The following is a 25558-nucleotide window of genomic DNA, read 5'->3' as shown; positions in this document are numbered from 1 at the left end:
GTTAAAAAGAGTGCTAATAACCACAGTGATATTAGAACCTGCATATATTTTACAAACGCAGTTTTTATTTAACTAAGTTGCTACTATTATGTGGCTAATTTTATTAAAATTAGCCACATATATTTTAAAGTAGCTACTATTCATGAAATTTAGTCCACTTGTACAAGAGTTAATTGATTCATTAAAATGTTTACCTGGGGTTGGTGCGAAGTCAGCACAGCGCATGGCATTTCAGTTACTTGAACGAAATCGCCGTGGCGGCAGCAAACTTGCTAATACCCTAGCAAGAGCTATGACGGATATTGGTCATTGCCAACAGTGTAGAAACTTTACTGAAGAAGAGCTATGTGAAATATGTCAGAGTCCAAAACGCCAACTTTCAACGACTTTGTGTATTGTGGAAACTCCGGGGGATGTCATTGCGATTGAACAAACGGGTGAATTCTTTGGAAAGTATTTCGTTTTGATGGGACATTTATCCCCCATTGATGGCATAGGGCCGGACGATTTAGGTTTAGATATTTTAGCCAAGCAATTTGCGACGGGTCAGTTTAGTGAAGTTATTTTAGCAACTAATCCGACGGTGGAAGGGGAGGCTACAGCACACTTTGTTGCCGAACTTGCTCAGCAGCACCAAGTCAATGTTTCTAGAATTGCTCACGGTGTCCCCGTTGGTGGGGAATTAGAATACGTTGATGGTAATACACTATCACATGCGTTATCTGGTAGAAAAAATTACCAGGTTTAGTGTGTTTTTTATACTTGTTTTGAGTAGGCTTTAGTTGTGTGCATTGCTAACCGCCAGTGAACTTAACTTTAAAGCCTGCTTTCTCTAATACTTGTTGTATAACCTCTCGTTTATCGCCTTGGACTTCTATGGTTTCGTCAACGACTGAGCCACCGCTACCACAAGTTTTTTTTAGTTTTTTTGCTAACTCTTTTAGTGCTTTATTATCGAGTCCTAAGCCACTGATAACAATAACACCCTTACCTTTTCGCCCCTTAGTTTCACGTCTTACTCTAGCAAAACCATCACTTGGGGTAATTGATTTTTCTTTTTGTTGGCTGATTCGCCCCGTGTCTGTTGAATAGACTAATGAGTCATCACTCGCTGGCGTAGACTTATCTTGCGCTATTGGTGCTTTGCCAAATGCAGCTGCTAAATCACTTAAACTCGATAAATTATTTTTCATAAATCACTCAATACTCTTAATAGTCACTTTGCATTAATTCGATTGGTACAAATTCGCTTGACAAATTTTAGATAAATTAAAACCACGTCTTATTTTCATAAGCGTGGTTTTATTATATCAATATTATTTTGTGCTTAATACCACACAAAGTATTGTTTGCAGTGAGAGCTATATTATAGTTTGCTTTCTAACTCTGGTAATGCATCAAATAAATCAGTGACGATACCGTAATCAGCAACTTGGAAGATTGGTGCCTCTGGATCTTTATTGATAGCTACAATAACTTTTGAATCTTTCATACCCGCTAAATGCTGAATAGCACCGCTGATACCTACTGCAATATATAAGTCCGGTGCAACAATCTTACCTGTTTGACCAACTTGCATATCATTAGGAACAAAACCAGCATCAACAGCAGCGCGAGATGCACCAATGGCTGCACCAAGTTTGTCGGCAATACCATCAAGTAATTTAAAGTTATCGCCATTTTGCATACCGCGACCACCAGAAATTACCACGCTTGCAGCGCCTAAGTCAGGTCGCTCAGATACAGTTAATTCATCGCTTACATGGCTTGAGGTACCTGCATCGGTTACGGTATCAAGGGTAACCACTTCAGCATTACCATCTGTAGCAACGGCATCAAAGCCTGTAGTACGTACAGTAATAACCTTTTTGCTATCTAAACTTTGCACTGTAGCAATCGCGTTACCAGCATAGATAGGACGGACAAAAGTATCACTACTTTCAACGTCAATAATGTCAGAAATTTGTGAAACATCTAATAAGGCAGCAACTCTTGGCATAAAGTTTTTGCCGGTAGTTAGTGCTGTTGCTAAGATATGTTCATAGTCTGCTGCTAATTCAGTTACCAGTAAGCTAACATTTTCAGCAAGTTGATGTTCATAAGCGGCATTATCACATGCTAATACTTTGCTTACGCCATTTACTTTTGAAGCCGCGTCAACAGCATTTTGACAGTTATAACCCGCTACTAGTAAGGTAATGTCACCACCAATTTTTTGTGCGGCATTAACTGTTTTAAGCGTCTCAGCTTTTAACGAGCTGTTATCGTGTTCAGCAATTACTAAAATACTCATGAGATCACCTTGGCTTCATTTTTTAATTTTTCTACTAATTCATCAACACTCTCTACCACAATACCAGCTTGGCGTTGTGCAGGCGGAGTCACTTTTAATAATTTAGTGCGAGCTGTCAGGTCGATGCCAAAATCGGCTGCCGATTTTACTGCTAATGGCTTACGCTTAGCTTTCATAATATTAGGTAATGAGGCATAACGTGGTTCATTTAAACGTAAATCTGTGGTCACAATTGCAGGTAGGTTAAGCGCGACAGTTTGTAAACCGCCATCAATCTCACGAGTTACATTAACTTTTTCGCCTTCTACTTTTACTACAGAAGCGAATGTACCTTGAGGCATACCGGTTAAAGCAGCAAGCATTTGGCCCGTTTGGTTGTTGTCACTATCAATAGATTGCTTACCTAAAATGACCAGTTGCGGTTGTTCTTCTTCTACAACTTTTTTAAGTAATTTGGCAATGTTTAATGCGTCTAAGTTTTCATCAGTTTCAATTTGAATGGCGCGATCTGCACCTAACGCTAATGCGGTACGCAATTGCTCTTGGCAAGATTTATCACCGATTGAAATTGCAATAACTTCAGTTGCAGTACCTGCTTCTTTTAAACGAACAGCTTCTTCAACGGCAATCTCACAAAAAGGGTTTATAGCCATTTTGGTATTGGCAAGATCTACATTTGATTGATCGGGTTTAACCCGAACTTTGACGTTATAGTCAATAACACGTTTTATCGGAACTAATACTTTCATCGTAGCCTCTGAAAAGGTTTGTTAAATTACAAAATAAATAATAGTTAAAAGATACCCTTGCTTTACGTCAACGTCAACGTAATCTTGGTGAAAACTTTTAAACTAAGATACAATCTAAAGAAATGCTTATAACAGTGTCTTGCTTGGGCATCTGTTATAAGATACTATCAAACACTTGTTTGAATATCAAACGCATGTTTTAAACTTACTACGATTTTTTAAATCTATATATATAATAATACTGGGAGATCTTATGGAACGCGAATCAATGGAGTTTGACGTAGTTATTGTTGGCGCCGGCCCTGCAGGTTTATCAACGGCTTGTAGGTTGATGCAACTAGCTCAAGAAAAACAGCAAGAATTAATGGTTTGTGTTGTTGAGAAAGGATCAGAAGTAGGAGCCCATATTCTTTCTGGTGCTGTGTTTGAACCAAGATCTTTAAATGAGTTATTTCCTGATTGGCAAGAGCGAAATGCGCCATTAACGACTAAAGTAACAGGCGATGATATTTATCTATTGAATAATGAAAATTCAGGTATCAAATTACCTAATTTTGCTGTGCCTAAAACGATGCACAATGAAGATAATTATATTGTAAGCATGGGTAATATTTGTCGTTGGTTAGCTGAACAAGCAGAACAATTAGGAGTTGAAATTTTTCCTGGATTTCCAGCGCAAAGTATTATCTATAATGACGATGGCAGTGTCGGTGGTGTTATTACAGGCGATATGGGCTTAGATGCTGAGGGTAATGAAAAAGATTCATTTATGCCGGGTATGGAACTTCGTGCTAAATACACGGTTTTTGCTGAGGGCTGTCGAGGTCATTTAGGCAAAGAATTAATCGAAAAATTCAACCTTGATGAGCAAAGCTCTCCCCAACATTATGGTTTAGGTTTTAAAGAAATTTGGGATATTGACCCTGCAAAACATCAGCCAGGCCTAGTTGTTCATACCGCAGGTTGGCCATTAGATAAAAAAACGAATGGTGGTGGTTACCTATACCATGCAGAAAACAATCAAGTTTTCGTTGGTCTAATTATCGATTTAAATTATAGCAATCCGCATTTAAGTCCTTTCGATGAGTTTCAGCGCTACAAACATCACCCTAAGATCAGCCAGTACCTAGAAGGTGGCAAACGTGTTTCCTATGGTGCTCGAGCTATGGCAAAAGGTGGCTTTAATTCGTTACCCAAAATGACTATGCCAGGTGCTTTATTGGTAGGTTGTGATGCTGGTACCATTAACTTTGCGAAAATTAAGGGTAATCACACTGCAATGAAGTCAGGCATGATTGCCTCTGAAGCCATTGCTCAAGCTTTAATTATAAATGACGCCATCGCAGAGGAAGGTAAGCAAGACTTAACACAATTTACACAATTATATAAAGACTCTTGGTTATACGAAGAGTTATTCAATACCCGTAATTTTGGCCCAGCTATGCATAAGTTTGGTACCATGTTAGGGGGTGTTTATAATACGTTAGACCAAAACTTTTTTGGTGGTAAATTACCGTTTAACTTTAAAGATGATAGCGTAGATCATGAGCAATTAAAGCTGGCAGCAGACATGCCAGTGATTAATTATGCTAAGCCTGATAACAAATTAAGTTTTGATAAACTTTCTTCTGTGTTTTTATCAAATACTAACCATGAAGAAGAACAACCGTGTCATTTAAAACTAAAAGATGCAGATATTCCAATTAAGGTTAACTTATCTAAATACAATGAGCCGGCACAGCTGTACTGCCCTGCTGGTGTGTATGAGGTTGAAAAAACGGAAGAAGGTGACAAGTTTGTCATTAATTCTCAAAACTGTATTCATTGTAAAACGTGTGATATCAAAGATCCAAGCCAAAACATTACTTGGGTAACGCCTGAGGGAACGGGTGGGCCAAACTACCCGAATATGTAAGGTAAGTTATTTAATTTGATATTACTTTTAAAACCCCAAATGCTTTGCGCAGTTTTTGGGGTTTTTAATTGCTGGCTTAAAATATGTCTTTTAAGAAGTAACTAGGTTAACTGAAGCTATGGAGAGGTTAATATAGTAAAGGGCTTAGTTTGAAGATTCTATCAGGTTATAATTTTTGAGTGCTGGTATAGACTGGTGAAGTTGCGTTTCTAGTTCATCTAAATAGGTTAACTGTTGACAAAAAAGTGCTGCTTTCTTATCTAAGGCTTTTGCTCTTTCTGCCACTTCTGACTCTAAATCTTTGCTAAGTGTTGTTAGTCTTTCATCAAAGGTGGTTATACGGGTTTCGCCGCCATATTCACTGTTATTCTCATTGGCTAAAATTGATTGGCCAACTGCTTCTAATATTGAACCGATAGATGTTGAAATCATTGCTTCAATTTCTTGTTCAAATTCCCCGGTAAATATTTCATCTAAGTTATTCAAGTCTTGTGGCGCGATGTAATAATTATTAGCACTTTGATTAAAACGTGCCCGTATGCGCCATTTAAGCTCTTCAAATTTAGCTTGTACTTTTTGTTGTGAAGCACTGTTTTCACCTGTTAAGCCAGCAACGACTTCATTAACTGCTTTCAATCCAATGTCTACGCCTTCGATAGCAATGGATACAATTTCAGGTACTTGCTGGCGAATACCGGTACTAAAGCTGCTCAGTAATTGTCGCTGCTCGTTAGATAATTGAATTTCTCTGCCACGAATAAAAAGTTGCTCGGCATTATTTATTTGAACTTGAGTTTTCGATTTTTCGACAATCCGGATGTGTTTAGGGTCAATAATGACCCCATAATTAAGGTTAATAGAACATTGTTGAGCGTATGCCTGCTGGCACAATGGCGTAAGTGCTAGAATAAATAAACCTGATTTAAGTAGAGGCTTTTTAGCTGTAGTCATTATGTATTCACTATTGGATCAATGAGTATTTTTCTATCTCGGTAGAACATTTTACTTGGACCATATTCACGACGCGATCTATCATTATAGTCGCCAACAATTAACTCTACACCATGGTAAAGCTTCTCGGTTGCCTCAATGTAAATACTCGTCATGTATTCTTGTAGGTTTTCTTCAAGTGCTAGCTTTTCATTGAGTAATTCACCCATTTGATTTGCATGAAATTGATAGGTAGGTACAATTTTGGCTAATAATTCAGGTTTTGCTTTCTCTTTAGGCAATTTTTTTAATTTATTGATCGCTGCTTTCAATTCATTGTTTTTCTCAGACATGACATTTAGGCGTTCTTCTAATTGCTGAATCTCGTGCTTAAATGAAAGCATTTTATGCTCAAAGTTAATGATAGTATTACTACCCGCTGTTGCACCAATTATTCCTGCGTGTACTGAGGTGCCTGCTTTAGTGTAGCCTCCAATCAGTTTGCCATTCGCGTGTTCACTTTTTCCTATCCATAGTCGGCCACTTATATCTAAACTGCTGTGCAGCAATTGATTTTCAATATGGACATCTTGATGACAGGTAATTTGAGCATATTGGCCATATTTTGCATAAATATTGCCCTTTGCGCTAATATTTACACTCATTGTTACATTGGTAATATGTTTTTTTTCAATATCATGTTTTCGGCCGATAAGACCACCAGAAATAGTGATATCACCACCTGCTTCTAGAGTTGCTGACTCAACAAAACCACCAACGGTTATATCACCTGAAGCGGTCACTCTCATACCTTCAGTAACATCGCCATCCACAATGACACTGCCAGTGAAGTTGATATTCCCTGTGGCAACGGTAACATTTTTGATTTTATAAACTTCATCAACTTCCATACCATTATTAATGAGTTTAGGTAAACCAACTTTTTCAGACACAAGTATGTTTGTGTTTTTGGTACTTATATTCGTTCCTTCGCCGGCGACGAGTTCAACATCATTGCCTGGTTCAGGGGGGAGTAGGGTTGCTGTCACCGTATAACCTTGTTTCCCTTGAGTTAAGGGGACCTTTTGTGCAATAGGATCTCCTACGTTGACACAGATGATATCGCCTAAATCTCTCATGTCGACGCTACCGTCTTCTCGTTTTTTAGGCTTCAGTATCCTAGCTTGTGCACTTTCTACTAAGGGCTTTATTAATGCATCTTTGCCATTAACTGCAATTTTCCCTGATGCAATTTGCATTTCAACTTGGCTATTAGGTACTTGTTTAGCGGCAAGTTGCGCAAGTTGAATTAAATGCTCTTTACTAAAGCCTTTTTTGACACCAGCTTCTTGGGCTGCATTTAGGATTGCTTTGGCAGACAGGTGTTTACCGCCTTGAGCGCTAGTAATCTCAGCAGTAGCTCCCATTTCATCAGATTCTATTGTGATACTGATTTTCGCATCAATACGTTCAAGCACTTGATAGCGAATTGTTCTGCCGATTTTCTTGTCCTGTAGAGGTTTTAAAACATCGGTTAATTCAGCAACAGCATTTTTTATATTACTGTTGCTAATACGAAGACTTGTATATTCTGATGCCTCAATTAGCTCTTTAATGCTCAAGGTAGATATGGTGTCACCACCCTTGATAGGCTCTAAAACTAAATCTATATTATTTTTTTTATTACAGATTAAACTGGCTTTGGTCATTGCGCTGGCTCCCCTACACCGTTATATACTGCTGAGCCAAATAACGGTTAGGTGCTGTTCTTTTATAGAGTTAATACAGGTATGTAATATACGGACTTTGTTACATATAATGGTTTTGATGAATTTTAATAAAGCTGCTTGTATCCTCTTTTGAGTAATCTATTTTATATTCAATACCATCGAGGGCTTGAACAAATAAAAGTGTTTTTTCTTCACCAAATAACTCAGCAGATGAAATATCAACAATATCTTGATAAGCCTTTTTAGCAATAGAGCGTTTCGCGGGGATTTCCCCTTTATAAATGCCGATACCGCGATGGCTAATAATGATAACGGGTTTTTCACCATTGATAATAAGTAAATCGAATTTCTTTACTTTGTGAATAACGGTATTTCGACCACTGGTTATAAAATTTCTCTCTATCAAAATTGGCTCCTGAAATTAATTTATAATTTCTAGTTATTATTAGTCTTAATATATAAATTTTTACTAAACTAAGCAATGACAAAGCAGGCTACAATCCGCTGATACATTATTCTAGTTCATCATTTGGTTAATTTTCTGTCTATTCTTATTGATACTTCACTGCACGGTCGAAAGATCGTTCTGTTATATAGTTTGGGATCGTTGTAACCTTTTGTTGATAACGGCGAAGTAAGTCCAAGCCAATGGCCGCGACAAATTGTTGAAACTTTACTCTCTTATAAGGTAGCAATAAACACTGAGTTTTTATGTCATTTAGGCTACCCCAAGCAAACCATACCGTGCCTACCGGTTTTTCATTCGTTCCGCCATCAGGGCCGGCGATTCCTGATACTGCGATACTAAGATCGGCATTAGATTTAATTAATGAGCCTTTTGCCATAGCAATGACCACCTCTTCACTTACCGCGCCATATTGCTCAAAGAGATGAGCAGGGACATCAAGCATAGCTGTTTTCATTGCATTGCTGTAGGTGACAAAGCCCGCTTCAAAATTCATAGATGAACCGCTTATCTCGGTTAACTGACTGGCGATCAGGCCGCCGGTGCAAGACTCTGCTGTAGTGACTGTTAAATTATGCTGATGCAATTGATTAAGCAGGTGCTCAGCAAGGGATTTGGGTCTTTCGTTAATTTCAGCGATCAAATGATCTCCGAGAACATAGCTTAGTTTTTCTTGCCATTCTTTCTTCAATGCTAAGCCCTGTTGAGTACCTGTTGTAAGCTTAACTTCAAGTAGCGGCATACCAGCACGAAAGCCTAAATCAACAGCGTTTGGCCATTGAGGAAACTGTTCATTAATTATCTTTTGCAAGCTTGACTCGCCAAGACCAAAAACCTGTAAGCGGGTAACGTCAGTGATTAATTTAGCAGGTAAATCTTCAGAGATTCTTGGTATTATCTCTTCTCTTAGCATTGTCTTTAGTTCATGGGGAACACCAGGCGTGCAGTAAATATCACAGTTGTTGTATCGAAGAGAAAAACCAACAGCACTACCGTTTTTGTTTGCTATTATTTGGCAGCCTTTCGGTAATATTGCTTGTTTCAAATTCGGGTCGTTTAACTCAACTCCTCTTTGTTGACACCAATTGCTTAAATGAGAAAGTGCTTGCGGGTGTTGGGTTAATTCTACTCCAACGGCCAGTGCTAAAGCTTGTGCTGTTAAATCATCGATAGTTGGTCCTAAACCACCATTGATAATTAATATATCACTGGAATTTGTCATGTGAGTTATTTCACTAACAAGCAAAGTTAAATCGTCAGCTACTGTGACCTTACGTTTAATCCCAAGTCCAATGTCTTTGAGTGTTTGTGCCATCATTGCTGAGTTACTGTCAACAATATCGCCTGTCATCAACTCATTCCCTGTTAATAATAACTGCACTTTGGGTGCTGACATAGTTCATTTTCCTAAATGGTTTCATTGCTGACAAATTTATACCTTTTTACCTAAAGTTACATCTACTTTCTCTGTCTCAGTCAAGATAAAATCTCCTGGAACATTTTATTTTGCAAGGTATAACGACCCTTGGCTAGCTAGGACCAATAAAAAGAATTGAAACATAGAAATGTAACATCTTATTAATTCGGTTCTTTTTCTTTGCTAATAAGCGCCTAAAGCTAAGTTGACTACAAAATAATACAGCGTTACTTTTATGACAATAGATTAACTTATTACAGGTCCACTCTTTCATTAACATAGCCATATTGTTGTTGATAAGGTTTGCAGTTTTTAGACGCTTAAGTAATAACTTAAACTTATAATTCCACATCGCAAAATAATAGGAAAAGACATAGTGAGTAAAAAGAATTATCCCAGAACATTACTTTTTGGCCGCTGGTATCGAAATGATGTTGATGAACATGGCAATGAAACCGTTGAATATGCTCAACTTAGTAGCGATGGTAGTTTTGAGTTTACCTTCATCACACTTGATGAAAAGGGAGATATTATTGAAGAGATTACCGAATTGGGTGATTGGGGTCTGGTGGCAGACATTCATTTTACATTGACTAAAAATGAACTGATTGGGGACGAACTTTATGCCGCAGACTTAAATAATGATGATAATTATCAAGCGTATAAGGTATTATCGCTAGACCACCAAATATTCCATTATAAGCATAGGTTGACGAATGATGAATATATCATGAGACGGGTTGTTGATAACCCCGGTCATTGCTAGAATGATTGGCAAGAATTTACTGATTTTTACCAATAGTTGCCAATTATTGAGCACTTAGTGAGCTGATTAACAAACTGATAACATTACATAATGAGTAAAATATAGAATTACTATATTTATTACATTTTTCTTGTTCAAAGTTCGCTGCTAACGCACTAAGTAGAGCAATAAATTAGGCGGTTTGGTATACCCTTAATTGAAGTTAAATAAAAGAATTAGAGATAGTTAATGAAACGATTAAAAGCAGCAAGTTTAATGACCGCAATAAAAACTCCTTATACGGATAAAGGAGAGGTTTGTTTAAAAACGTATGATTTCTTGATAGAACAACAAATTTCTGCTGGTGTAGATGGCATAATTGTTGGTGGCACGACTGGTGAAGGACATTTACTTAGCTGGGAAGAGCACTTAATGCTAATTGCTCATTGTGTAAATAACTTTAGTGATAAGTTAATTATTGTTGGTAATACTGGTAGTAATAACACTCGTGAAGCTATAAAAGCGACTGAAAATGGTTTTGCTATTGGTATGGATGCTGCTCTACAGATCAATCCTTATTACGGCCGTACTTCAAATAAGGGTGTTACTGAACACTTTAAACGTGTTCTTGATATTGGTCCTGCTTTTATTTATAACGTGCCGGGTAGAACAGGGCAGGATTTAACGCCTGAAATTATTGAGCCATTATCAACTCATAAAAACTTTATTGGTGTGAAGGAATGTTCTGGCAACGATCGTATTGCCTATTATGAAAAACAAGGTATTGCTTGTTGGTCAGGCAATGACGATGAAAGTTATGTTGGCCGTCATGTACATGGCTCTCATGGTGTTATTTCTGTTGCTTCTAACATCATTCCTGGTTTTATGCGTCAATTAATGGATAAAGATAATGTAGAAGAATCGGCTAAGCTTAATGATAATCTGCAGGGATTAATGAAATGGTTATTTTGTGAGCCTAATCCTATCGCCATTAACACCGCTATGATAATGACCGATGCTGTGCCAAACAATTTCCGCTTACCTTATATCGCACTTACTAAAGAACAGCGTGAGGTTGGTTTTGAATTGTTAAAAGCGATAGAGACAAAAGATTTAGTAGGTGATGGCTTGTCATTACTTGAAGATAGCGATTTTAACTACTGTATTTAATCAGAATGTAATCGTAAATTAGTTAAGCTATATAGCTCTGCTATAAATTTAAAGCCTCAGTCATAACTGGGGCTTTAATGTTTCTGGCAATTCAAAGAACCGTTCTTCTTGGGTCAGTGGACAGACAAAGCGTAAACGTACCGCACATAATTGTAAATCACATTGCTCACCTTTATCAGCAACGCCATACAACCTATCTCCAACAACTGGCATACCAATACTTGCAGCATGTATACGAATTTGATGTTTTCTTCCACTGTCTATTTTGACTTTAATCAGTGATCGTTTTGAAATTTCATCATAGGTCAAACAACTAAAAGTACTTCGTGCTTTTTTACCATCAACGTCACTATCAATGACATCTGGTTGAGATCTTCTACGGTGATCACCATGAACTATTATTTGATAATGTTTTTCAAGTTGGTGAAACTCAAACATGTTAGATAATGCACACGCAGCTTTTTTACTATGTGCTATTAATATCAATCCAGTCGCAGCTCTATCTAATCGATGGACAATAAAAGCAGGGCGTTCATTAGGTAAGTTTTGTTGCGCGAAGCGTGCAATGGTGCAATGGTCGCTCCATTTAGAACCCTGAGATAACATACCATAAGGTTTATACCAAACACTGTAATCGACTAAATCTTCAATTAGTATTGCTTGCGGTACAGCGGTGGAAAGTACTTCACTATTAAAATAAAAGTGAAGTTCATCACCGGTAAGTAACTTTTTTTTAACGCGACGTAGTCGCTGTGTTTGTTTTTTATTTTTCGCAGGAGTCAACCATAATGCACCTTTGCTTATCGCCTGTTTCAATTCAGACTTGGAAAGATGAATGTCCTGATCCATGCTGTACTTCTCTAATATGGAAATTGTACTAGCAGAGCTTTCATCAGTGGCCATTTTATTCGTGACAGTAATATGCCATTCAAACGGTTGATGTTTTTTTGTTGTTTTTCCATCTTTAAGATTTGAAAGTGTTTGGGTTATTGGCATATTTAAAAGTGATAACGAAGGCTTTGTCGTTATTTTACTAGGTTTATTAACTTAGCAAAGCTAAAATAAACGATTAGTACTAATAATTCCTATAAAACTAAAGGTGAGTCAACAATGACGCGAGATTTAATACTTTTTCCTCAAGATGAAATTGGTAATACGTTATGGGAAATGCAGCAAAAAGGTAATGACCTAACAACTGCTCGTGAGATAGAGTTTTCGGTGCTTTTCCCGAGCCAAGAGTTAGCGCTAAAATTTGGTCAATTACTATTAGAAAATAATCAAAAACTGTCTTTTACTCCCTATGAAGCAAACCAAGAGTTACCTTGGGAAATAACCGCGTATCCTCTTATGCCAGCAAGTTATGAAAATATTTTGAGTTACCAAGAATTACTAGTGTCGAGCTCGGCGTCGTTAAAAGGGCACTTTGACGGCTTTTATTTTGTAGGGTAACTTGCGATAAATTAGCAATATAATTACAGTAATTAGTTTTAGTTCAGGACATGTATGAACATAGATATTAAACAGTTTGCGGCTTTACAAAAAGCCAGTAAAGCTTCTTTTTTTGAGCAGCAGAAATTAGTTAAACAAATTATGCTTGGCAAAACAGTACTGTGCAAAACCTGTCAGCAACCATTAACGCTCCATACGCCAGAGCAAAGTGCACTGACCGGCATCCGCTGCGTTAAAGGTTGTACCGATATAGCATTGGACTTTGCTTAACCCATTTCAATCTGAGCATTGGTAACTGATGTTCATATTGGAATGAGCGATGTACATCTAGGTACAGGCGTTTACAAAAAGTTAGCGATATCGGCTAAGTCTTTTTTTACTTGTGCATGAGCCGGTATGGTAGCATCATTGGCAGGATAGCCTGCAATAAGTAACATATAAGCTCGTTCATTATCACCGCGTTGACAAACCTTATTTAAAAAAGACATTGGCTTTGGTGTATGCGTTAACGTTGCTAAACCTGCATTATGCAGTGCGGTAATCAATATTCCGGTAGCGATGCCAACTGATTCATGCACATAATAATTAGTGTTTTTATCAGCCTCTGTAATCCCACCTTTTTTCTGACTAAATATAGCAATCAACCAAGGTGCATGCTCTAAATAAGGTTTATCAGCATCTGTACCTAGATCTTTTAAAGCCGCTAACCATTCTTCTCCTGCTCGACCTTCATAAAAACCACGTTCATGAAACTCTGCCTGCTCTCTAATTTGTTTTTTAATATCACTCGAGCTAATCGCAACAAAGTGCCAAGGCTGATGATTCGCGCCACTGGGTGCTGTACCCGCTGCCTTTAAGCAGTTCTCGATGACTTGTTTATCAACTGCTCTATCACTGAAGCTTCGAATAGAATGACGGCGTTTCACTAAATCATAGAAATTTTTCGATCGGCTTAACATTTCATTTTCTGGGTATTCAATGAAATCTGAAAGGGGAGAGCAGTCATGTTGTTGCATAAGTAAGATGGCCTTTATTTTTAGTGGTTATCTCTTCTAGTTGTTACAATATTTTAACAATAAAAAAAAGGCAATAAAAAACCGGAAAATCTCTTCATAGAAATTTACCGGTTCTATTTTATTGTTTATCTTGCAGCTACTCAGTCCAAATCAAAGGAAAAAGCACGGAGCTGACGAATGTCAGTGAGTACTTTTGACAAATGATTTGGGCTTAATAGCAAAAAGATCAACCTAACTCTTTACCCAATGAAAGCACGCGCGTTACGGAACATGCGCACCCAAGGTGAATCTTCACCCCAGCTATCTGGATGCCAAGAGTTAGCAACGGTTCTAAATACACGTTCAGGATGTGGCATCATTATGGTTACACGACCATCAGTTGTTGTTAGTGAAGTAATACCATCTACTGAGCCGTTAGGGTTAGCAGGGTAAGTTTCAGTCACGTCACCGTAGTTGTTGATATAACGCATTGACACTGTGCCGGAATTATTAGCTGCATCAATTGCTTCATCAGAGCTAAATTCTGCATGACCTTCACCGTGCGAAACAGCGATAGGCATACGTGAACCTTCCATACCTTTAAACAATACTGAAGGACTTTCTTGAATTTCAACTAATGAGAAACGCGCTTCAAAACGTTCTGATTTGTTTTGTACAAAATGAGGCCAGTGCTGTGCACCAGGAATGATGTCTTTTAAGTTAGACAACATTTGACAACCGTTACACACACCTAAGGTGAAAGTTGTTTCACGTTCAAAGAATGTTTTGAACATCTCTCGTGCGTTGGCGTTGAATAAAATTGATTTTGCCCAACCTTCGCCAGCACCTAATACATCACCGTAAGAGAAACCACCACAAGCAACTAAGCCGTTAAAATCAGCTAAGTCAGTACGACCAGATAAAATGTCTGACATATGAACATCAACTGCAACAAAGCCGGCTCTATCAAACGCTGCTGCCATCTCGACATGTGAGTTAACACCTTGCTCACGTAAAATAGCTACGCGTGGGTTAGTGATGCCGTTAGCAGTACCGTTAATAGAAGCTTGTGCATCTTTAACAATTAGATCGCTAACAATATCTTCGTTAATATCAAAAGTAAGCTCAGTATTTAAACCTGGATCTTCAGTATCGAACTTAACATCGTGCTCTTGTTGTGCACATTCTGGGTTATCGCGAAGTGACTGCATTTTGTAAGTTGTTTGTGCCCATACCGTACGGTAGTATGTACGAGAGTTTTCTAGTACAACGTCACCATCACGGCTAAAGCGAATAGTATCTTCGTTGTTTAAACGACCAATGTCAGTACAATAATCTAAAATACCGTGCTTAGCTAAAACAGCGTGAATAGCATCAACATCTGATTCGCGAATTTGAATTACGCCGCCAAGTTCTTCATTGAATAATGTTGCTAAATCATCGTTTGCACCATTTGATAACTTGCTGATGTCAATATCAACACCAGTATGACCAGCAAAAGCCATTTCAGTAACCGTAGTGAATAAACCACCGTCTGAAATATCGTGGTAAGCAATTAATTTTTCTTGACGTACAAGGGTTTGCATCGCATTGAAGAAACCTTTTAACGTTTCTGCACTGTCAACATCAGGTGTTTCATTCCCCAGTTGTTTGTAAACTTGCGCTAAACATGAACCACCTAAGCGTTTTTTACCTTTAGATAAGTCAATTGCAACAAGGCGTGTATCGCCTTTATCAGTACGAAGCTCAGGAGTCACTGTTTTACGAATATCTTCAACAGCGCCAAAAGCGGTAATAACTAAAGACATTGGAGAGGTAACAGACTTTTCTGTTCCGTTCTCGTTCCATTTGGTCTTCATCGACATCGAGTCTTTGCCCACAGGAATGGTTAAACCAAGTGCTGGACAAAGCTCTTCACCAATAGCTTTAACTGCTTCATAAAGACCTGCGTCTTCCCCTGGGTGACCAGCAGGAGACATCCAGTTAGCAGAAAGTTTGATACGGTTCAAATCACCAATATCAGTACCAGCAATGTTTGTTAGTGATTCAGCAACGGCTAAACGAGCAGAAGCGCCAAAGTTTAATAAGGCAACCGGCGTACGCTCACCTAATGACATTGCTTCACCATGGTAAGAATCAAGTGCAGAAGCAGTTACACCACAGTCAGCAACAGGTACCTGCCAAGGACCAACCATTTGGTCACGATTAACCATACCGGTTACGCTTCGATCACCAATAGTGATTAAGAAGGTTTTTTCAGCAACCGTTGGCAAACTAAGGATTCTGTCAGCAGCGTCGCTCAATGTCACAGTGTTTAAGTCTAACGAATCACCTTCAGCAGTTGCTGTTTTAACGTCTTTATAAATCTTAGGTGTTTTACCTAATAATACGTCAAGTGGTAAATCGATAGGGGTATTGAGTTTTTCATCGTTAGCAAAATGTTCATCAGTAACGGTTAAATGCTCTTCTTCAGTCGCACGACCTACAACAGCATAGGGGGCGCGTTCACGAGCACATATTTGTTCAAAGGTCGCTAAGTTTTTGTCTGATACTGCAATTACATAACGCTCTTGAGATTCGTTACACCAGATTTCATGAGGCGCCATACTACGCTCGTCATTTGGCACTTTACGCAGTTCAAATACACCACCACGGCCACCATCAGATACTAATTCAGGGAAAGCATTAGATAAACCGCCAGCACCAACATCATGGATGAAAGCGATAGGGTTTTCTTCACCTAGCTGCCAACACTTATCGATAACTTCTTGACAACGACGCTCCATTTCTGGATTTTCACGTTGTACAGAAGCAAAGTCTAAGCTTTCAGCTGATTGACCTGAAGCCATTGATGAAGCAGCACCGCCACCTAAACCAATGTTCATTGCTGGACCACCTAAAGCGATTAGGTTAGCACCAGCAACAATTTCACGTTTTTGCACATGTTCATCACGAATGTTACCTAAACCACCAGCAAGCATAATTGGCTTGTGGTAACCACGTACTTCTTTACCGTTAAAGGAGTTAACTTCTTCTTCGTACGTACGGAAGTAACCTAAGATAGCTGGGCGACCAAATTCATTGTTAAAGGCAGCACCACCTAATGGACCTTCCATCATAATGTCAAACGCATTGACGATTCGGCTTGGTTTACCAAAATCTGTTTCCCAAGGTTGTACAAACTCAGGAATACGTAAGTTAGATACAGAAAAACCGACTAAACCTGCTTTAGGTTTTGAGCCGATACCAGTAGCGCCTTCATCACGAATTTCACCACCAGAGCCTGTTGCAGCACCAGGGTATGGAGAAATAGCGGTAGGGTGGTTATGTGTTTCAACTTTCATCAAGATTTGAATATCTTCATGGTTATAACCATAAACATTGGTTTCAGGATTAGGGAAGAAACGACCGCCTTTATTACCTACCATTACTGCCGCGTTATCTTTATAAGCGCTTAGTACGAAATCAGGGTTAACTTCATGGGTATTGCGGATCATTTTAAACAAGGATTTTTCTTGTTCAACACCGTCAATAGTCCAAGCCGCGTTGAATATTTTATGACGACAATGTTCAGAGTTTGCTTGGGCAAACATATAAAGTTCAATATCGTGAGGGTTACGACCTAGTTTAGTGAAGTTTTCAAATAAATAATTCACCTCATCTTCAGCTAAGGCTAGACCTAACTCTACGTTAGCGTTAACTAGTGCTGCTTTACCGCCTGACTCGATATCAATAGCGGTTAATTCACCCGGTTCGCTGCTGGCAAATAAATCACTTGCTTGAGCGAAGTCATTAAAAACACTTTCCATCATGCGATCGTGTAATAAAGCGTTTAATTGTACTTCTTGATTTTCGCTTAATTGTGCACCGCTTTGTAAGGTTACATAATAAGCAATACCGCGCTCTAAACGCACAACTTTCGCTAAACCACAGTTGTGCGCTATATCGGTAGATTTCGATGACCAAGGAGAAATAGTGCCTGGACGAGGAGTCACTAATAAGAACAAACCAGACGGTTGATGTTCTTCAATTGTTGGACCATAAGTAAGTAATTGCTGTAAAACATTCTCTTCGCTTGAGCTTAATTCTTCATTAAGTTGAGCGAAATGGGCAAATTCAGCATAAATATCATCTACTGGCAGTTGTAATTGTTCACATTGAGCTAATAGTTTTTTAACTCTAAAGTCAGAAAGTGCTGGAGCGCCACGAAGGTTTTTAATCAACATCGTCATAGGGTATTCACCAAGTTTTATGTAAGGTTTTGATTGGCCTTTATATGCTTTATTTGCATCGTAAATGCTAACCGAAAATTTCGCGCGTATTATAGTTGAAAATTAGTCCTTTGTTAATGGAAAAAGTCAAGTAATAACTTAACACTAGTGTCAGGTAAAAAATGCTTGGCTAATAGGGCAATACACGACACAATCAAGGGCATGACTAAATATATATTTTTCTCAATAAAACCTAGGCTCACTAGTAAGTTAGTGTCTAAATTTTTTTCACTGTTTTTGGTGGTTTTCACTACGGTATTGTTAAGTGCTTGTGATAAAGATAATGAGTCTGCAAGTTTATCTCGGATTTTAGCGAGAGGTTATATTAATGTAGGTACTATTTTTGGCCCGACAAACTATTATTCCACTGCAACTGGCTTCGCCGGTTTTGAATATGAGTTAGCAAAAAAGTATGCTGACTCACTCAATGTTGAATTACGCATTATTCCGACTTATAGCCTTGATGAACTTTTTATTAAGTTAAATACTGGTGAAGTTGACTTACTTGCTGCAGGATTGTCTGTTACGGATAAACGCTTACAACGTTTTAGGTTTTCTCCTAGTTATGAAACTATTAGTCAGAAACTTGTGTTTAAACAAGGCAATGTTAGACCGAGAAAAGTGGCTGATTTAACTGGGAGCTTGATGGTTACCTCGGCATCAAGTTACGTCGAAAACCTTGAAAAATTAAAACAAACAAATAGCGAATTGTCTTGGCAAGAGTCAACTGAGTTTGACAGTGAAGAATTGCTGAGAAAGGTATTAAATGGCGAAATAGACTATACCATTATTGATAGTAATAACTTGGCGATTAATCGACGCTATTACCCTGAAATAAGTATTGGTTTTAGCATTAATGAACCTGAGCCGCTAGCATGGATGGTAAGTAACAATAGCCATGATGATATTTTAGCAAGTTTGGTCGAGTTTTTTGGTACAGTGCATCACGATGGCACATTGTTAGCGTTGGATGATAAATACTATGGTCATATTGAGCAATTTAATTATGTTGAAACGCGAACTTTTATTAAAGCGGTAGCAGGAACGTTACCTAAATATCAATCGCTATTTGAGAAGTATGCGCAAGAGTTAGATTGGCGTTTATTGGCGGCGATTAGCTACCAAGAATCACATTGGAATCCAACGGCACGTTCATATACTGGGGTTCGAGGTATGATGATGTTAACCTTAGCTACAGCAAAACAAATGGGTATAAAAAGTCGGTTAGATACTGAGCAAAGTATTCGAGGTGGCGCAAAATACTTCAAGCGTATGATTGCTATGATGCCCGATAGAATTCCGATGCCTGACCGAATTTGGTTTGCGTTAGCATCATATAATATTGGGTTTGGTCACTTAAATGATGCGAGGATAATTACACAACGCCAAGGTGGAGATCCGGATCGCTGGGTAGAAGTTAAAAGTCGCTTACCCTTATTACAGCAGAAAAAATATTATAAAAGCACTAAACACGGCTATGCACGCGGTGAAGAACCCGTTCGTTATGTTGACAATATTAGGCGATATTACGACACATTAACTTGGTTAGATGAGAAAGCTAAAGAACAAGCTGTTGCGTTACAGTTAGCACAAGAAGCTGCCCAAGCTTTATTATTAAACAAATCAGAAAGCGAATTGCCTTCAGACGGCAACCTGACTGATAGAAATGTTTCAGAAGAAGAGGTTAGCACTGAAACAGCTCAATAATCGAGTGAAGCGCTGTAGTATCCATTACTTGATACTGCGTACTTTGAGGTATCGATGATATTAAACCTGAGCTAGTTTGTCCTTTTGTATGTATTTTGCCCATGTCATAAAAATGTCATGGTAGCAGGCTATAGTAAACAGACTATTTAAAAGCCAATTGGAAATATATACGATGAAAAGACCATTAAAGAGTAACCAGCGTAGAAAACAACTAAACCGTCAGCACCATAAAATGACTTCACGTAGGCAGTCTCATTTTAATCAATCTATTACTGAAATATATGAAACGCTAGCAAGTAACCCATTAAGCTAGAATTAGCTTCAACAAAAAGCATTTTATCAAATTTACTTAACGTTATTTAAATCAATGAAGATAAGTGAAGTCGATAAGAGCAATTTATATACTTGCTTTCAAATAGAATAACTTATTATCAGTTATTTTGACGCCATAATCTTCCTTAAATAAACTTTCGGCTATCAGGTTATTTCGTTCAATCACATAACTTGATCAAACCTACCGTGAGGTTATCTCGACTATTCTGGGCTATCGCTTGTTTGACCATATCTCCACAAACATCCTTTCCAGAAGAGAACTCAGATAAATAGTCATTTATTTCTTGCTCTGTCAGGTAATCATGTAAGCCATCGGTTGAAAGCATAATCGTATCACCACTCTCTATCGCAATGGTTGCGGTATCAACAGATATTTTTTCTCGAACACCTATCGCCTGTGAAAGTAAATTTTTAGTGTTTGCATTTTTTGCTGTTTCAGCACTAATTGCACCTTTATTAACTAATTCTTGTAGCATGGTGTGGTCAATTGTTTCTTGTACCAAATTTTTCTTTTTGAGCGTGTATGCACGGGAGTCACCAACCCAACCAAGATGACATTTGTTATTTTCAATGACTATTAATACGCCAGTAGTCCCCATTCCTTGCTGGCCCTCTGTTTTTTTTGCTTGTTTTAGGATGCTTAAGTTAGCGGTATTAAGTTGCTCTGAAATCCATGTTAGCCAGCTAGCTTGCTTAGTTATTGATACTTTACCCCAGGCGTATTTGATCTGGTCAACGAGCATCGCGCTAGCGACTTCACCGGCATTATGTCCGCCCATGCCGTCAGCAATGAGCATCCAGACAACATCCAGCTCTTTATGAACAGCATAGCTGATTGCATCTTCGTTATTGTCTCGAATTGATCCCTGATGGCAAAGGGATTTAATATGAAAATTCATTGGGTTAACTCTGTCTACCTTTTTCTTAATATGAGAACTTGGCTATTTAATTTTAAATTATATACTCAGAAGTATGTTAGCTAATTCACAGTGACTTTAAAATCTCGCTTAAGGGCATTGGTTAATGCGAGCTTAAACTCAGACATGGACTGGAAACGTTTATCAATATCTTTATGCATCGCTTTACTACAAATACGCATTGCGCTTGTGGGTAAATTCGGGTTGCGTTGATTCACCGCAACAGCTTTCGCTTTTGTTATTTGATAGGCTACTGTGGCAATGGACTCACCTTCAAAGGGTAAATACCCACAAAGTAATTGATAAAAAGTGACGCCTAAGCTGAAAATATCGCTACGCCCGTCTACTTTTAAGCCTAATATTTGTTCTGGGGACATATAATAAGGGCTGCCCATAATAATACCTGTTCGAGTATTACTGTTGTCACTGACGTAGGCAATACCAAAATCAGTAACTGTTACTTTAAACAAGTCATCATCATATATGATATTAGCGGGCTTAATATCACGATGAACAACATTTTGTTGATGAGCATATTCTAATGCATCGGTTATTTGAATTAATAATTGATACACCAAAGGGGTGGGCAGTATTTTATCTGCTTGGGTAAATAATGATAATGGCGCACCTGTTAGCAAATCCATGGCGATATAACCTAGGTGATTCTCTTCGCCAACATCATAAATTGTGACTATGTTGGCGTGACTTAAGCCACCCGCTGTTTGTGCCTCTCTAAAAAAACGTGCTTTAGCCTCACCAGACTCTGGGGAATCAACATCATCGCCCAATTGCAATGTTTTTATTGCAACATGCCGATTGATTTTAGGATCAACTCCTTGATAAACGATACCCATCGCTCCTTTGCCTAACACGCCTTCTACTTGGTAACGACCAAAGCTTTCAACGCTAGATTGCTGAGTTGTTGAGGCGCTTTTTGATACTGGGTTATCAACGATAACTAATGTTTGACCTTCATCCTCTTCAAGTGTGGATGTAAAGTCTCTTGTTGATGACGTCTGATTATAACTTGTATTGCGAGTTCTTTCTTCAGGTGATGCGTTGCTTTGTTGTACTTGAGTAGGGGGAACCTGTTTAGTACTTATTAAGTTTTTTAATTTTGTTTTAAGCCCTGACTTAATGGTAGATGTTCTTTTACCGTTTGCTGGGTTATTAGATGTTAATGAACAACCTTCAGTGGCATTCGAATTTCTTTGTTCATCTAATGCAGACAAAAATAGCTTATATTCTTTTTGATAACCACAAAGTAATAACCATGTCCCCATCATTATTATTGTGATAGGAGTCACTTCAAGCCATTGTTGCTGATTGAAAAAGAAATATTGCAACATGAACAGCAGGAAGACGTAACTAAGCACACTGATTGATTGTTGCTTTAAGGATAATCGAGCTATAAACCAGGTAAAGGTAACACTCAAAAATAAGAGAAACCAAGTAAAGATATGAGTGGCTATACTTTGATACGCATAATCGTTTTGCATCATTTTGTTAAGCAGTGATTTGAGCACACTATCTTGAGAGTTTTTACCATCGGTAATGAAGATTACTTTGTAGTTAGGTCTAGTGTTAGAAGAATGATGTTGAATAAATTCAGTGACTGTCTCTAACCTTGGAGAATTAGTATCTGTTACAGCGTTTTGCTTTTGGTTTGTTGTATCAATTGAGCGGGCGTTTGTTGAAACAAATACTTCACCAAAAAAACCTAACGGGGATTTTTCTAAAGGAAAAGTACTTTTTTGCTTTATTAGGCTTAATTGCCAGTTTTGTTGAATGAGCAGATTGGTGTTTGGGCTTAGTTGTTTCATAATTTCGCCGGGTAAACTAAGAAATAACATCCCTTTTTGTTGCCATACTAAAGGAAAAGCCTGTCGCTTACTTTGTAGTAAAGGTGCAAAAATAAAGTGTTTCGAATTCATCATCTCAATGTGAGTGCGTGATGAAAAGCGAAACCAGTTAAGTAATGGTGAAAAAGGCATGGTTTCTTGCGGTTTCAAAGGAGAAGCAGAGCTAACTCTATTTGAGCCAATAACTATTTTACTGTCACGGGGTTTAGAGGACAGGTAGCCCTCAAGCTTGTTCATAAACCTGTTTGAATGTTCACCTAACAGTGTTATCTGGCTATGTGGATAGTAAGATAAAAATGTTGTTAGTGATTTTATATCTTGCCCATTGAAATTTGAGTGCAAGGTCAAAATGTCACTGGCTTCTAAGGCTCGTTTTTTATCTATTGAAACTGGGCTCGGCTTTAGCTGATTTAACCACTGAACATTTAATTGGTTTATTTGGTTTAGACCGCCGGTGCAGACATACCAAAATGAAAACCCCCAGAATAATAAAAGTAGATAAAACCAACCCGTATGATAGATGGGCAGAAAACGTTTAACCATGTGTAGTGATAACCTTCAGCTGTTTCTTAGTATTATTGTTCTGCTACTGTTACACCCCTATTAATACCTGAAAGCGTGTGGCATATCAAATTTAAGCACATAAGTGTTTTTACTTTTGGCTCATAATGGAATGTCAATTGTTCAGTAAGCTGATCTCTGCATAATAGAAACTTATTTAGCTACTATTTTTACTTACTGCTTTGTTAAATCTCCTTGCAATAGCGCTACTTTTGACGCGTAAACGTCTCGATAATTAAGAAAAAGTATCAAGCAAGACAGATGGACATCTTTTCGCTCTATAATTCATCAGTATTGTTAACGCTTAAATAGAGCATAGCTATTATAACGAGGTGTTTTTAGCGGCTTTTTTGGCTATTTTTTTTTCTTTTCTACGCCGTTTAAAAAAGGCAGATAACATTTGGCTACATGCTTCTTCCATGACACCAGAATATACTTCTATTTGGTGATTTAACTGCTGGTTATTTACTAAATCAAAAGCACTGCCAGCTGCACCTGTTTTAAGATCGCTACACGCGTATACTAAGCGCTTTATTCGACTATGCACCAGCAGGCCGGCGCACATTGGACAGGGCTCAAGTGTTACGTATAAGGTACAGTCAAGTAATCGATAATTATTAACAAAATCCCCAGCCTGTCTAATTGCATTCATCTCAGCATGACTTGAAGGGTCGTTAAGCATGATTGATTGGTTAAAGCCTTCACCAATAATCTTACCTTGGTAAACCACTACTGCGCCAACTGGGATTTCATTATGTTGCTCAGCTTGTTGCGCTAGTTCAAAAGCCCTTTGCATAAAAGTTAAATCAAGCTGTGCTTGTTCCTCTGTACTCGACGCTAATGATGCATCTGTCGATGAGCGCTCTGTCACAGGAATATCTCCAGTAAGTCATTTAAATATCGCTGTCCCATTTGAGTGACTAGCCAAAATTCTTTCTCGTTTTTCACTTCATAAGTCATGAGTTTTTGTTGCTGAGCTTCTTTCAGTAAAGGTAATATCGAGCTGATCTTAAGGCCCGTGCTTTTTTGGAAGTGTTCAGCGCTAAAAGGACTGTGTAGTCTTAATTGGTTCATCATGAACTCAAAGGCGCGGTCACCTTCATCAACTTCTGATAATTTATCCAAAAATTCACGCTGATTATCTAAATATCCTTTAGGATGCTTTACTTTGATAGTACGCATTATTTTTTGAGTACTTGTGTCCGTGACTTTCCCGTGGGCGCCACAGCCAATGCCGAGGTAATCACCATATTGCCAATAATTTAAATTATGCTGACATTGATATCCAGGTTTAGCGTATGCTGAAATCTCATACTGCAGATATCCGGCTTCTTTGAGTAATTTAACACCTTGGTCTTGAATCTCCCATAAAACGTCATCCACAGGTAATTTTGGTGGTTTAGAATGAAATATAGTATTGGGTTCAATCGTTAACTGATACCAAGAAATATGTTTAGGACTCAGGCTGATGGCTGTTTTAAGATCATCAAGCGCGTTTTCTAATGATTGGTTTGGTAAGCCGTGCATTAGATCTAAATTAAAGCTAGTAACACCACTTTCTGTTGCAAGTTTTGCTGCTATTTTTGCTTGATTGCTATCATGAATTCGACCAAGCTTAATTAACTTATCAGAGGCAAAACTTTGTACACCAATAGAGAGTCTGTTAACACCAGCATCACAAAACCCTTTAAATTTATCTGCTTCAACAGTGCCTGGGTTGGCTTCTAACGTGATTTCAATGTCTGCTTTGTGTTCGAAGCGACTAAGAACCTGAGTTAACAAACTCTTAATCGATGACGCTGAGAACAAGCTAGGCGTACCACCGCCAATGAATATTGAATGTAAGGGCCGTTCGCTTAACTGGAAACGTTCAATGTCTGCGTCTAAATCGCTGATTAGAGCGGTGACATAATCTTGTTCTGGGATGGCGCTTTTAACGGCATGTGAATTAAAGTCACAATACGGGCACTTTTCCACGCACCATGGAATATGGATATAGAGTGATAAAGGTCTATTTCCTAACATTTCTAACATAAATACAGGGCTCG

Annotated in this window: 21 protein-coding genes; 7 read left to right on the top strand and 14 right to left on the bottom strand. The window is 38.2% G+C overall.

The features are described from left to right. Window positions 1-142 precede the first annotated feature (142 nt). Window positions 143-748, top strand: a complete 606-nt coding sequence (recR, locus tag ND2E_RS13480; protein ID WP_033093328.1) for a recombination mediator RecR — start codon at window positions 143-145, stop codon at window positions 746-748. A 46-nt stretch (window positions 749-794) separates the two neighbouring features. On the opposite strand, the gene ND2E_RS13485 is transcribed toward recR, so the two are convergent. The 3 genes from ND2E_RS13485 to ND2E_RS13495 form a co-directional block, all read right to left on the bottom strand. Beyond that, window positions 795-1193 carry an SUI1 family translation initiation factor gene (locus ND2E_RS13485; protein WP_150113729.1) on the bottom strand — a complete coding sequence of 133 codons (399 nt, stop codon included), beginning with the start codon at window positions 1191-1193 and terminating at the stop codon, window positions 795-797. Between the two features lie 173 nt (window positions 1194-1366). Beyond that, on the bottom strand, window positions 1367-2293 hold the full coding sequence (locus ND2E_RS13490; protein ID WP_033093327.1) for an electron transfer flavoprotein subunit alpha/FixB family protein: 927 nt from the start codon (window positions 2291-2293) through the stop codon (window positions 1367-1369). Next, on the bottom strand, window positions 2290-3042 hold the full coding sequence (locus ND2E_RS13495; protein WP_033093326.1) for an electron transfer flavoprotein subunit beta/FixA family protein: 753 nt from the start codon (window positions 3040-3042) through the stop codon (window positions 2290-2292). The genes ND2E_RS13490 and ND2E_RS13495 overlap by 4 nt, the downstream gene beginning before the upstream one ends. Before the next feature lie 253 nt (window positions 3043-3295). Between ND2E_RS13495 and ND2E_RS13500 the strand changes: the two genes are divergently transcribed. Beyond that, complete coding sequence (locus tag ND2E_RS13500; protein ID WP_033093325.1) at window positions 3296-4957, top strand: electron transfer flavoprotein-ubiquinone oxidoreductase; 1662 nt, start codon at window positions 3296-3298, stop codon at window positions 4955-4957. A gap of 144 nt (window positions 4958-5101) precedes the next feature. Here ND2E_RS13500 and ND2E_RS13505 read toward each other — a convergent pair whose 3' ends face one another. The 4 genes from ND2E_RS13505 to ND2E_RS13520 all read right to left on the bottom strand — a co-directional run bounded on the left by ND2E_RS13505 (window position 5102) and on the right by ND2E_RS13520 (window position 9479). Continuing rightward, window positions 5102-5908 carry a YggN family protein gene (locus ND2E_RS13505; RefSeq protein WP_033093324.1) on the bottom strand — a complete coding sequence of 269 codons (807 nt, stop codon included), beginning with the start codon at window positions 5906-5908 and terminating at the stop codon, window positions 5102-5104. Next, on the bottom strand, window positions 5908-7596 hold the full coding sequence (locus ND2E_RS13510) for a FapA family protein (RefSeq protein WP_033093323.1): 1689 nt from the start codon (window positions 7594-7596) through the stop codon (window positions 5908-5910). Before ND2E_RS13510 ends, ND2E_RS13505 begins: the two co-directional genes overlap by 1 nt. A 100-nt stretch (window positions 7597-7696) precedes the next feature. Then, a complete protein-coding gene (locus tag ND2E_RS13515; protein ID WP_033093322.1) occupies window positions 7697-8023 on the bottom strand; it encodes a hypothetical protein in 327 nt (108 codons plus the stop codon). A gap of 145 nt (window positions 8024-8168) precedes the next feature. Beyond that, window positions 8169-9479, bottom strand: coding sequence for a CinA family nicotinamide mononucleotide deamidase-related protein (locus tag ND2E_RS13520; RefSeq protein ID WP_033093321.1), 1311 nt, complete (start codon window positions 9477-9479; stop codon window positions 8169-8171). A 397-nt stretch (window positions 9480-9876) separates the two neighbouring features. On the opposite strand from ND2E_RS13520, the gene ND2E_RS13525 reads away from it, so the two are divergent. Further along, complete coding sequence (locus tag ND2E_RS13525; protein ID WP_081962004.1) at window positions 9877-10266, top strand: hypothetical protein; 390 nt, start codon at window positions 9877-9879, stop codon at window positions 10264-10266. 228 nt (window positions 10267-10494) lie between these two features. Then, window positions 10495-11415: a 4-hydroxy-tetrahydrodipicolinate synthase gene (gene dapA / locus ND2E_RS13530; RefSeq protein ID WP_033093319.1), complete on the top strand. Its 921-nt coding sequence runs from the start codon at window positions 10495-10497 to the stop codon at window positions 11413-11415. Between the two features lie 60 nt (window positions 11416-11475). Here dapA and ND2E_RS13535 read toward each other — a convergent pair whose 3' ends face one another. Next, window positions 11476-12411: an RluA family pseudouridine synthase gene (locus tag ND2E_RS13535; protein WP_033093318.1), complete on the bottom strand. Its 936-nt coding sequence runs from the start codon at window positions 12409-12411 to the stop codon at window positions 11476-11478. Between the two features lie 114 nt (window positions 12412-12525). Here ND2E_RS13535 and ND2E_RS13540 point away from each other — a divergent pair, with 114 nt between their 5' ends. Beyond that, on the top strand, window positions 12526-12864 hold the full coding sequence (locus ND2E_RS13540; protein ID WP_033093317.1) for a ribonuclease E inhibitor RraB: 339 nt from the start codon (window positions 12526-12528) through the stop codon (window positions 12862-12864). Between the two features lie 54 nt (window positions 12865-12918). Continuing rightward, the gene (locus tag ND2E_RS13545; RefSeq protein WP_033093316.1) at window positions 12919-13134 is read left to right on the top strand and encodes a hypothetical protein; all 216 of its coding nucleotides are present in this window, start codon (window positions 12919-12921) and stop codon (window positions 13132-13134) included. Between the two features lie 71 nt (window positions 13135-13205). On the opposite strand, the gene ND2E_RS13550 is transcribed toward ND2E_RS13545, so the two are convergent. Together ND2E_RS13550 and purL are read right to left on the bottom strand one after the other, a co-directional pair. Continuing rightward, window positions 13206-13880, bottom strand: coding sequence for a nitroreductase family protein (locus tag ND2E_RS13550; RefSeq protein WP_033093315.1), 675 nt, complete (start codon window positions 13878-13880; stop codon window positions 13206-13208). Between the two features lie 239 nt (window positions 13881-14119). Next, window positions 14120-18091, bottom strand: a complete 3972-nt coding sequence (purL, locus tag ND2E_RS13555; RefSeq protein ID WP_395858409.1) for a phosphoribosylformylglycinamidine synthase — start codon at window positions 18089-18091, stop codon at window positions 14120-14122. Between the two features lie 201 nt (window positions 18092-18292). Here purL and mltF point away from each other — a divergent pair, with 201 nt between their 5' ends. Continuing rightward, window positions 18293-19837, top strand: coding sequence for a membrane-bound lytic murein transglycosylase MltF (gene mltF, locus ND2E_RS13560; protein ID WP_081962003.1), 1545 nt, complete (start codon window positions 18293-18295; stop codon window positions 19835-19837). Between the two features lie 491 nt (window positions 19838-20328). Here the strand turns inward: mltF and ND2E_RS13565 are convergent, their stop codons facing one another. The 4 genes from ND2E_RS13565 to hemW all read right to left on the bottom strand — a co-directional run bounded on the left by ND2E_RS13565 (window position 20329) and on the right by hemW (window position 25535). Next, a complete protein-coding gene (locus ND2E_RS13565) occupies window positions 20329-21069 on the bottom strand; it encodes a PP2C family protein-serine/threonine phosphatase (protein ID WP_033093313.1) in 741 nt (246 codons plus the stop codon). 80 nt (window positions 21070-21149) lie between these two features. After that, entirely contained in the window at window positions 21150-23492 is a 2343-nt protein-coding gene (locus ND2E_RS22375) for a serine/threonine-protein kinase (protein ID WP_052056405.1), read from the bottom strand. A gap of 340 nt (window positions 23493-23832) precedes the next feature. Further along, a complete protein-coding gene (tadA, locus tag ND2E_RS13570; protein WP_033093312.1) occupies window positions 23833-24381 on the bottom strand; it encodes a tRNA adenosine(34) deaminase TadA in 549 nt (182 codons plus the stop codon). Further along, the gene (hemW, locus tag ND2E_RS13575) at window positions 24378-25535 is read right to left on the bottom strand and encodes a radical SAM family heme chaperone HemW (RefSeq protein WP_033093513.1); all 1158 of its coding nucleotides are present in this window, start codon (window positions 25533-25535) and stop codon (window positions 24378-24380) included. The genes tadA and hemW overlap by 4 nt, the downstream gene beginning before the upstream one ends. Window positions 25536-25558 lie beyond the last annotated feature (23 nt).

It is taken from the genome of Colwellia psychrerythraea (assembly GCF_000764225.1).
GTDB classification, from domain to species: Bacteria; Pseudomonadota; Gammaproteobacteria; order Enterobacterales; family Alteromonadaceae; genus Colwellia; species Colwellia psychrerythraea_D.
Note: the sequence above shows the minus strand (reverse complement) of the source record. Positions and strands in the feature narration are given on the sequence as shown.

Excerpts from the sequence above, each read along its gene's own strand:
- recR (WP_033093328.1), top strand. The coding sequence starts at position 143 with ATGAAATTTAGTCCACTTGTACAAGAGTTAATTGATTCATTAAAATGT.
- ND2E_RS13485 (WP_150113729.1), bottom strand. The coding sequence starts at position 1,193 with ATGAAAAATAATTTATCGAGTTTAAGTGATTTAGCAGCTGCATTTGGC.
- ND2E_RS13490 (WP_033093327.1), bottom strand. The coding sequence starts at position 2,293 with ATGAGTATTTTAGTAATTGCTGAACACGATAACAGCTCGTTAAAAGCT.
- ND2E_RS13495 (WP_033093326.1), bottom strand. The coding sequence starts at position 3,042 with ATGAAAGTATTAGTTCCGATAAAACGTGTTATTGACTATAACGTCAAA.
- ND2E_RS13500 (WP_033093325.1), top strand. The coding sequence starts at position 3,296 with ATGGAACGCGAATCAATGGAGTTTGACGTAGTTATTGTTGGCGCCGGC.
- ND2E_RS13505 (WP_033093324.1), bottom strand. The coding sequence starts at position 5,908 with ATGACTACAGCTAAAAAGCCTCTACTTAAATCAGGTTTATTTATTCTA.
- ND2E_RS13510 (WP_033093323.1), bottom strand. The coding sequence starts at position 7,596 with ATGACCAAAGCCAGTTTAATCTGTAATAAAAAAAATAATATAGATTTA.
- ND2E_RS13520 (WP_033093321.1), bottom strand. The coding sequence starts at position 9,479 with ATGTCAGCACCCAAAGTGCAGTTATTATTAACAGGGAATGAGTTGATG.
- dapA (WP_033093319.1), top strand. The coding sequence starts at position 10,495 with ATGAAACGATTAAAAGCAGCAAGTTTAATGACCGCAATAAAAACTCCT.
- ND2E_RS13535 (WP_033093318.1), bottom strand. The coding sequence starts at position 12,411 with ATGCCAATAACCCAAACACTTTCAAATCTTAAAGATGGAAAAACAACA.
- ND2E_RS13540 (WP_033093317.1), top strand. The coding sequence starts at position 12,526 with ATGACGCGAGATTTAATACTTTTTCCTCAAGATGAAATTGGTAATACG.
- ND2E_RS13545 (WP_033093316.1), top strand. The coding sequence starts at position 12,919 with ATGAACATAGATATTAAACAGTTTGCGGCTTTACAAAAAGCCAGTAAA.
- ND2E_RS13550 (WP_033093315.1), bottom strand. The coding sequence starts at position 13,880 with ATGCAACAACATGACTGCTCTCCCCTTTCAGATTTCATTGAATACCCA.
- purL (WP_395858409.1), bottom strand. The coding sequence starts at position 18,091 with ATGACGATGTTGATTAAAAACCTTCGTGGCGCTCCAGCACTTTCTGAC.
- mltF (WP_081962003.1), top strand. The coding sequence starts at position 18,293 with ATGACTAAATATATATTTTTCTCAATAAAACCTAGGCTCACTAGTAAG.
- ND2E_RS13565 (WP_033093313.1), bottom strand. The coding sequence starts at position 21,069 with ATGAATTTTCATATTAAATCCCTTTGCCATCAGGGATCAATTCGAGAC.
- ND2E_RS22375 (WP_052056405.1), bottom strand. The coding sequence starts at position 23,492 with ATGGTTAAACGTTTTCTGCCCATCTATCATACGGGTTGGTTTTATCTA.
- hemW (WP_033093513.1), bottom strand. The coding sequence starts at position 25,535 with ATGTTAGGAAATAGACCTTTATCACTCTATATCCATATTCCATGGTGC.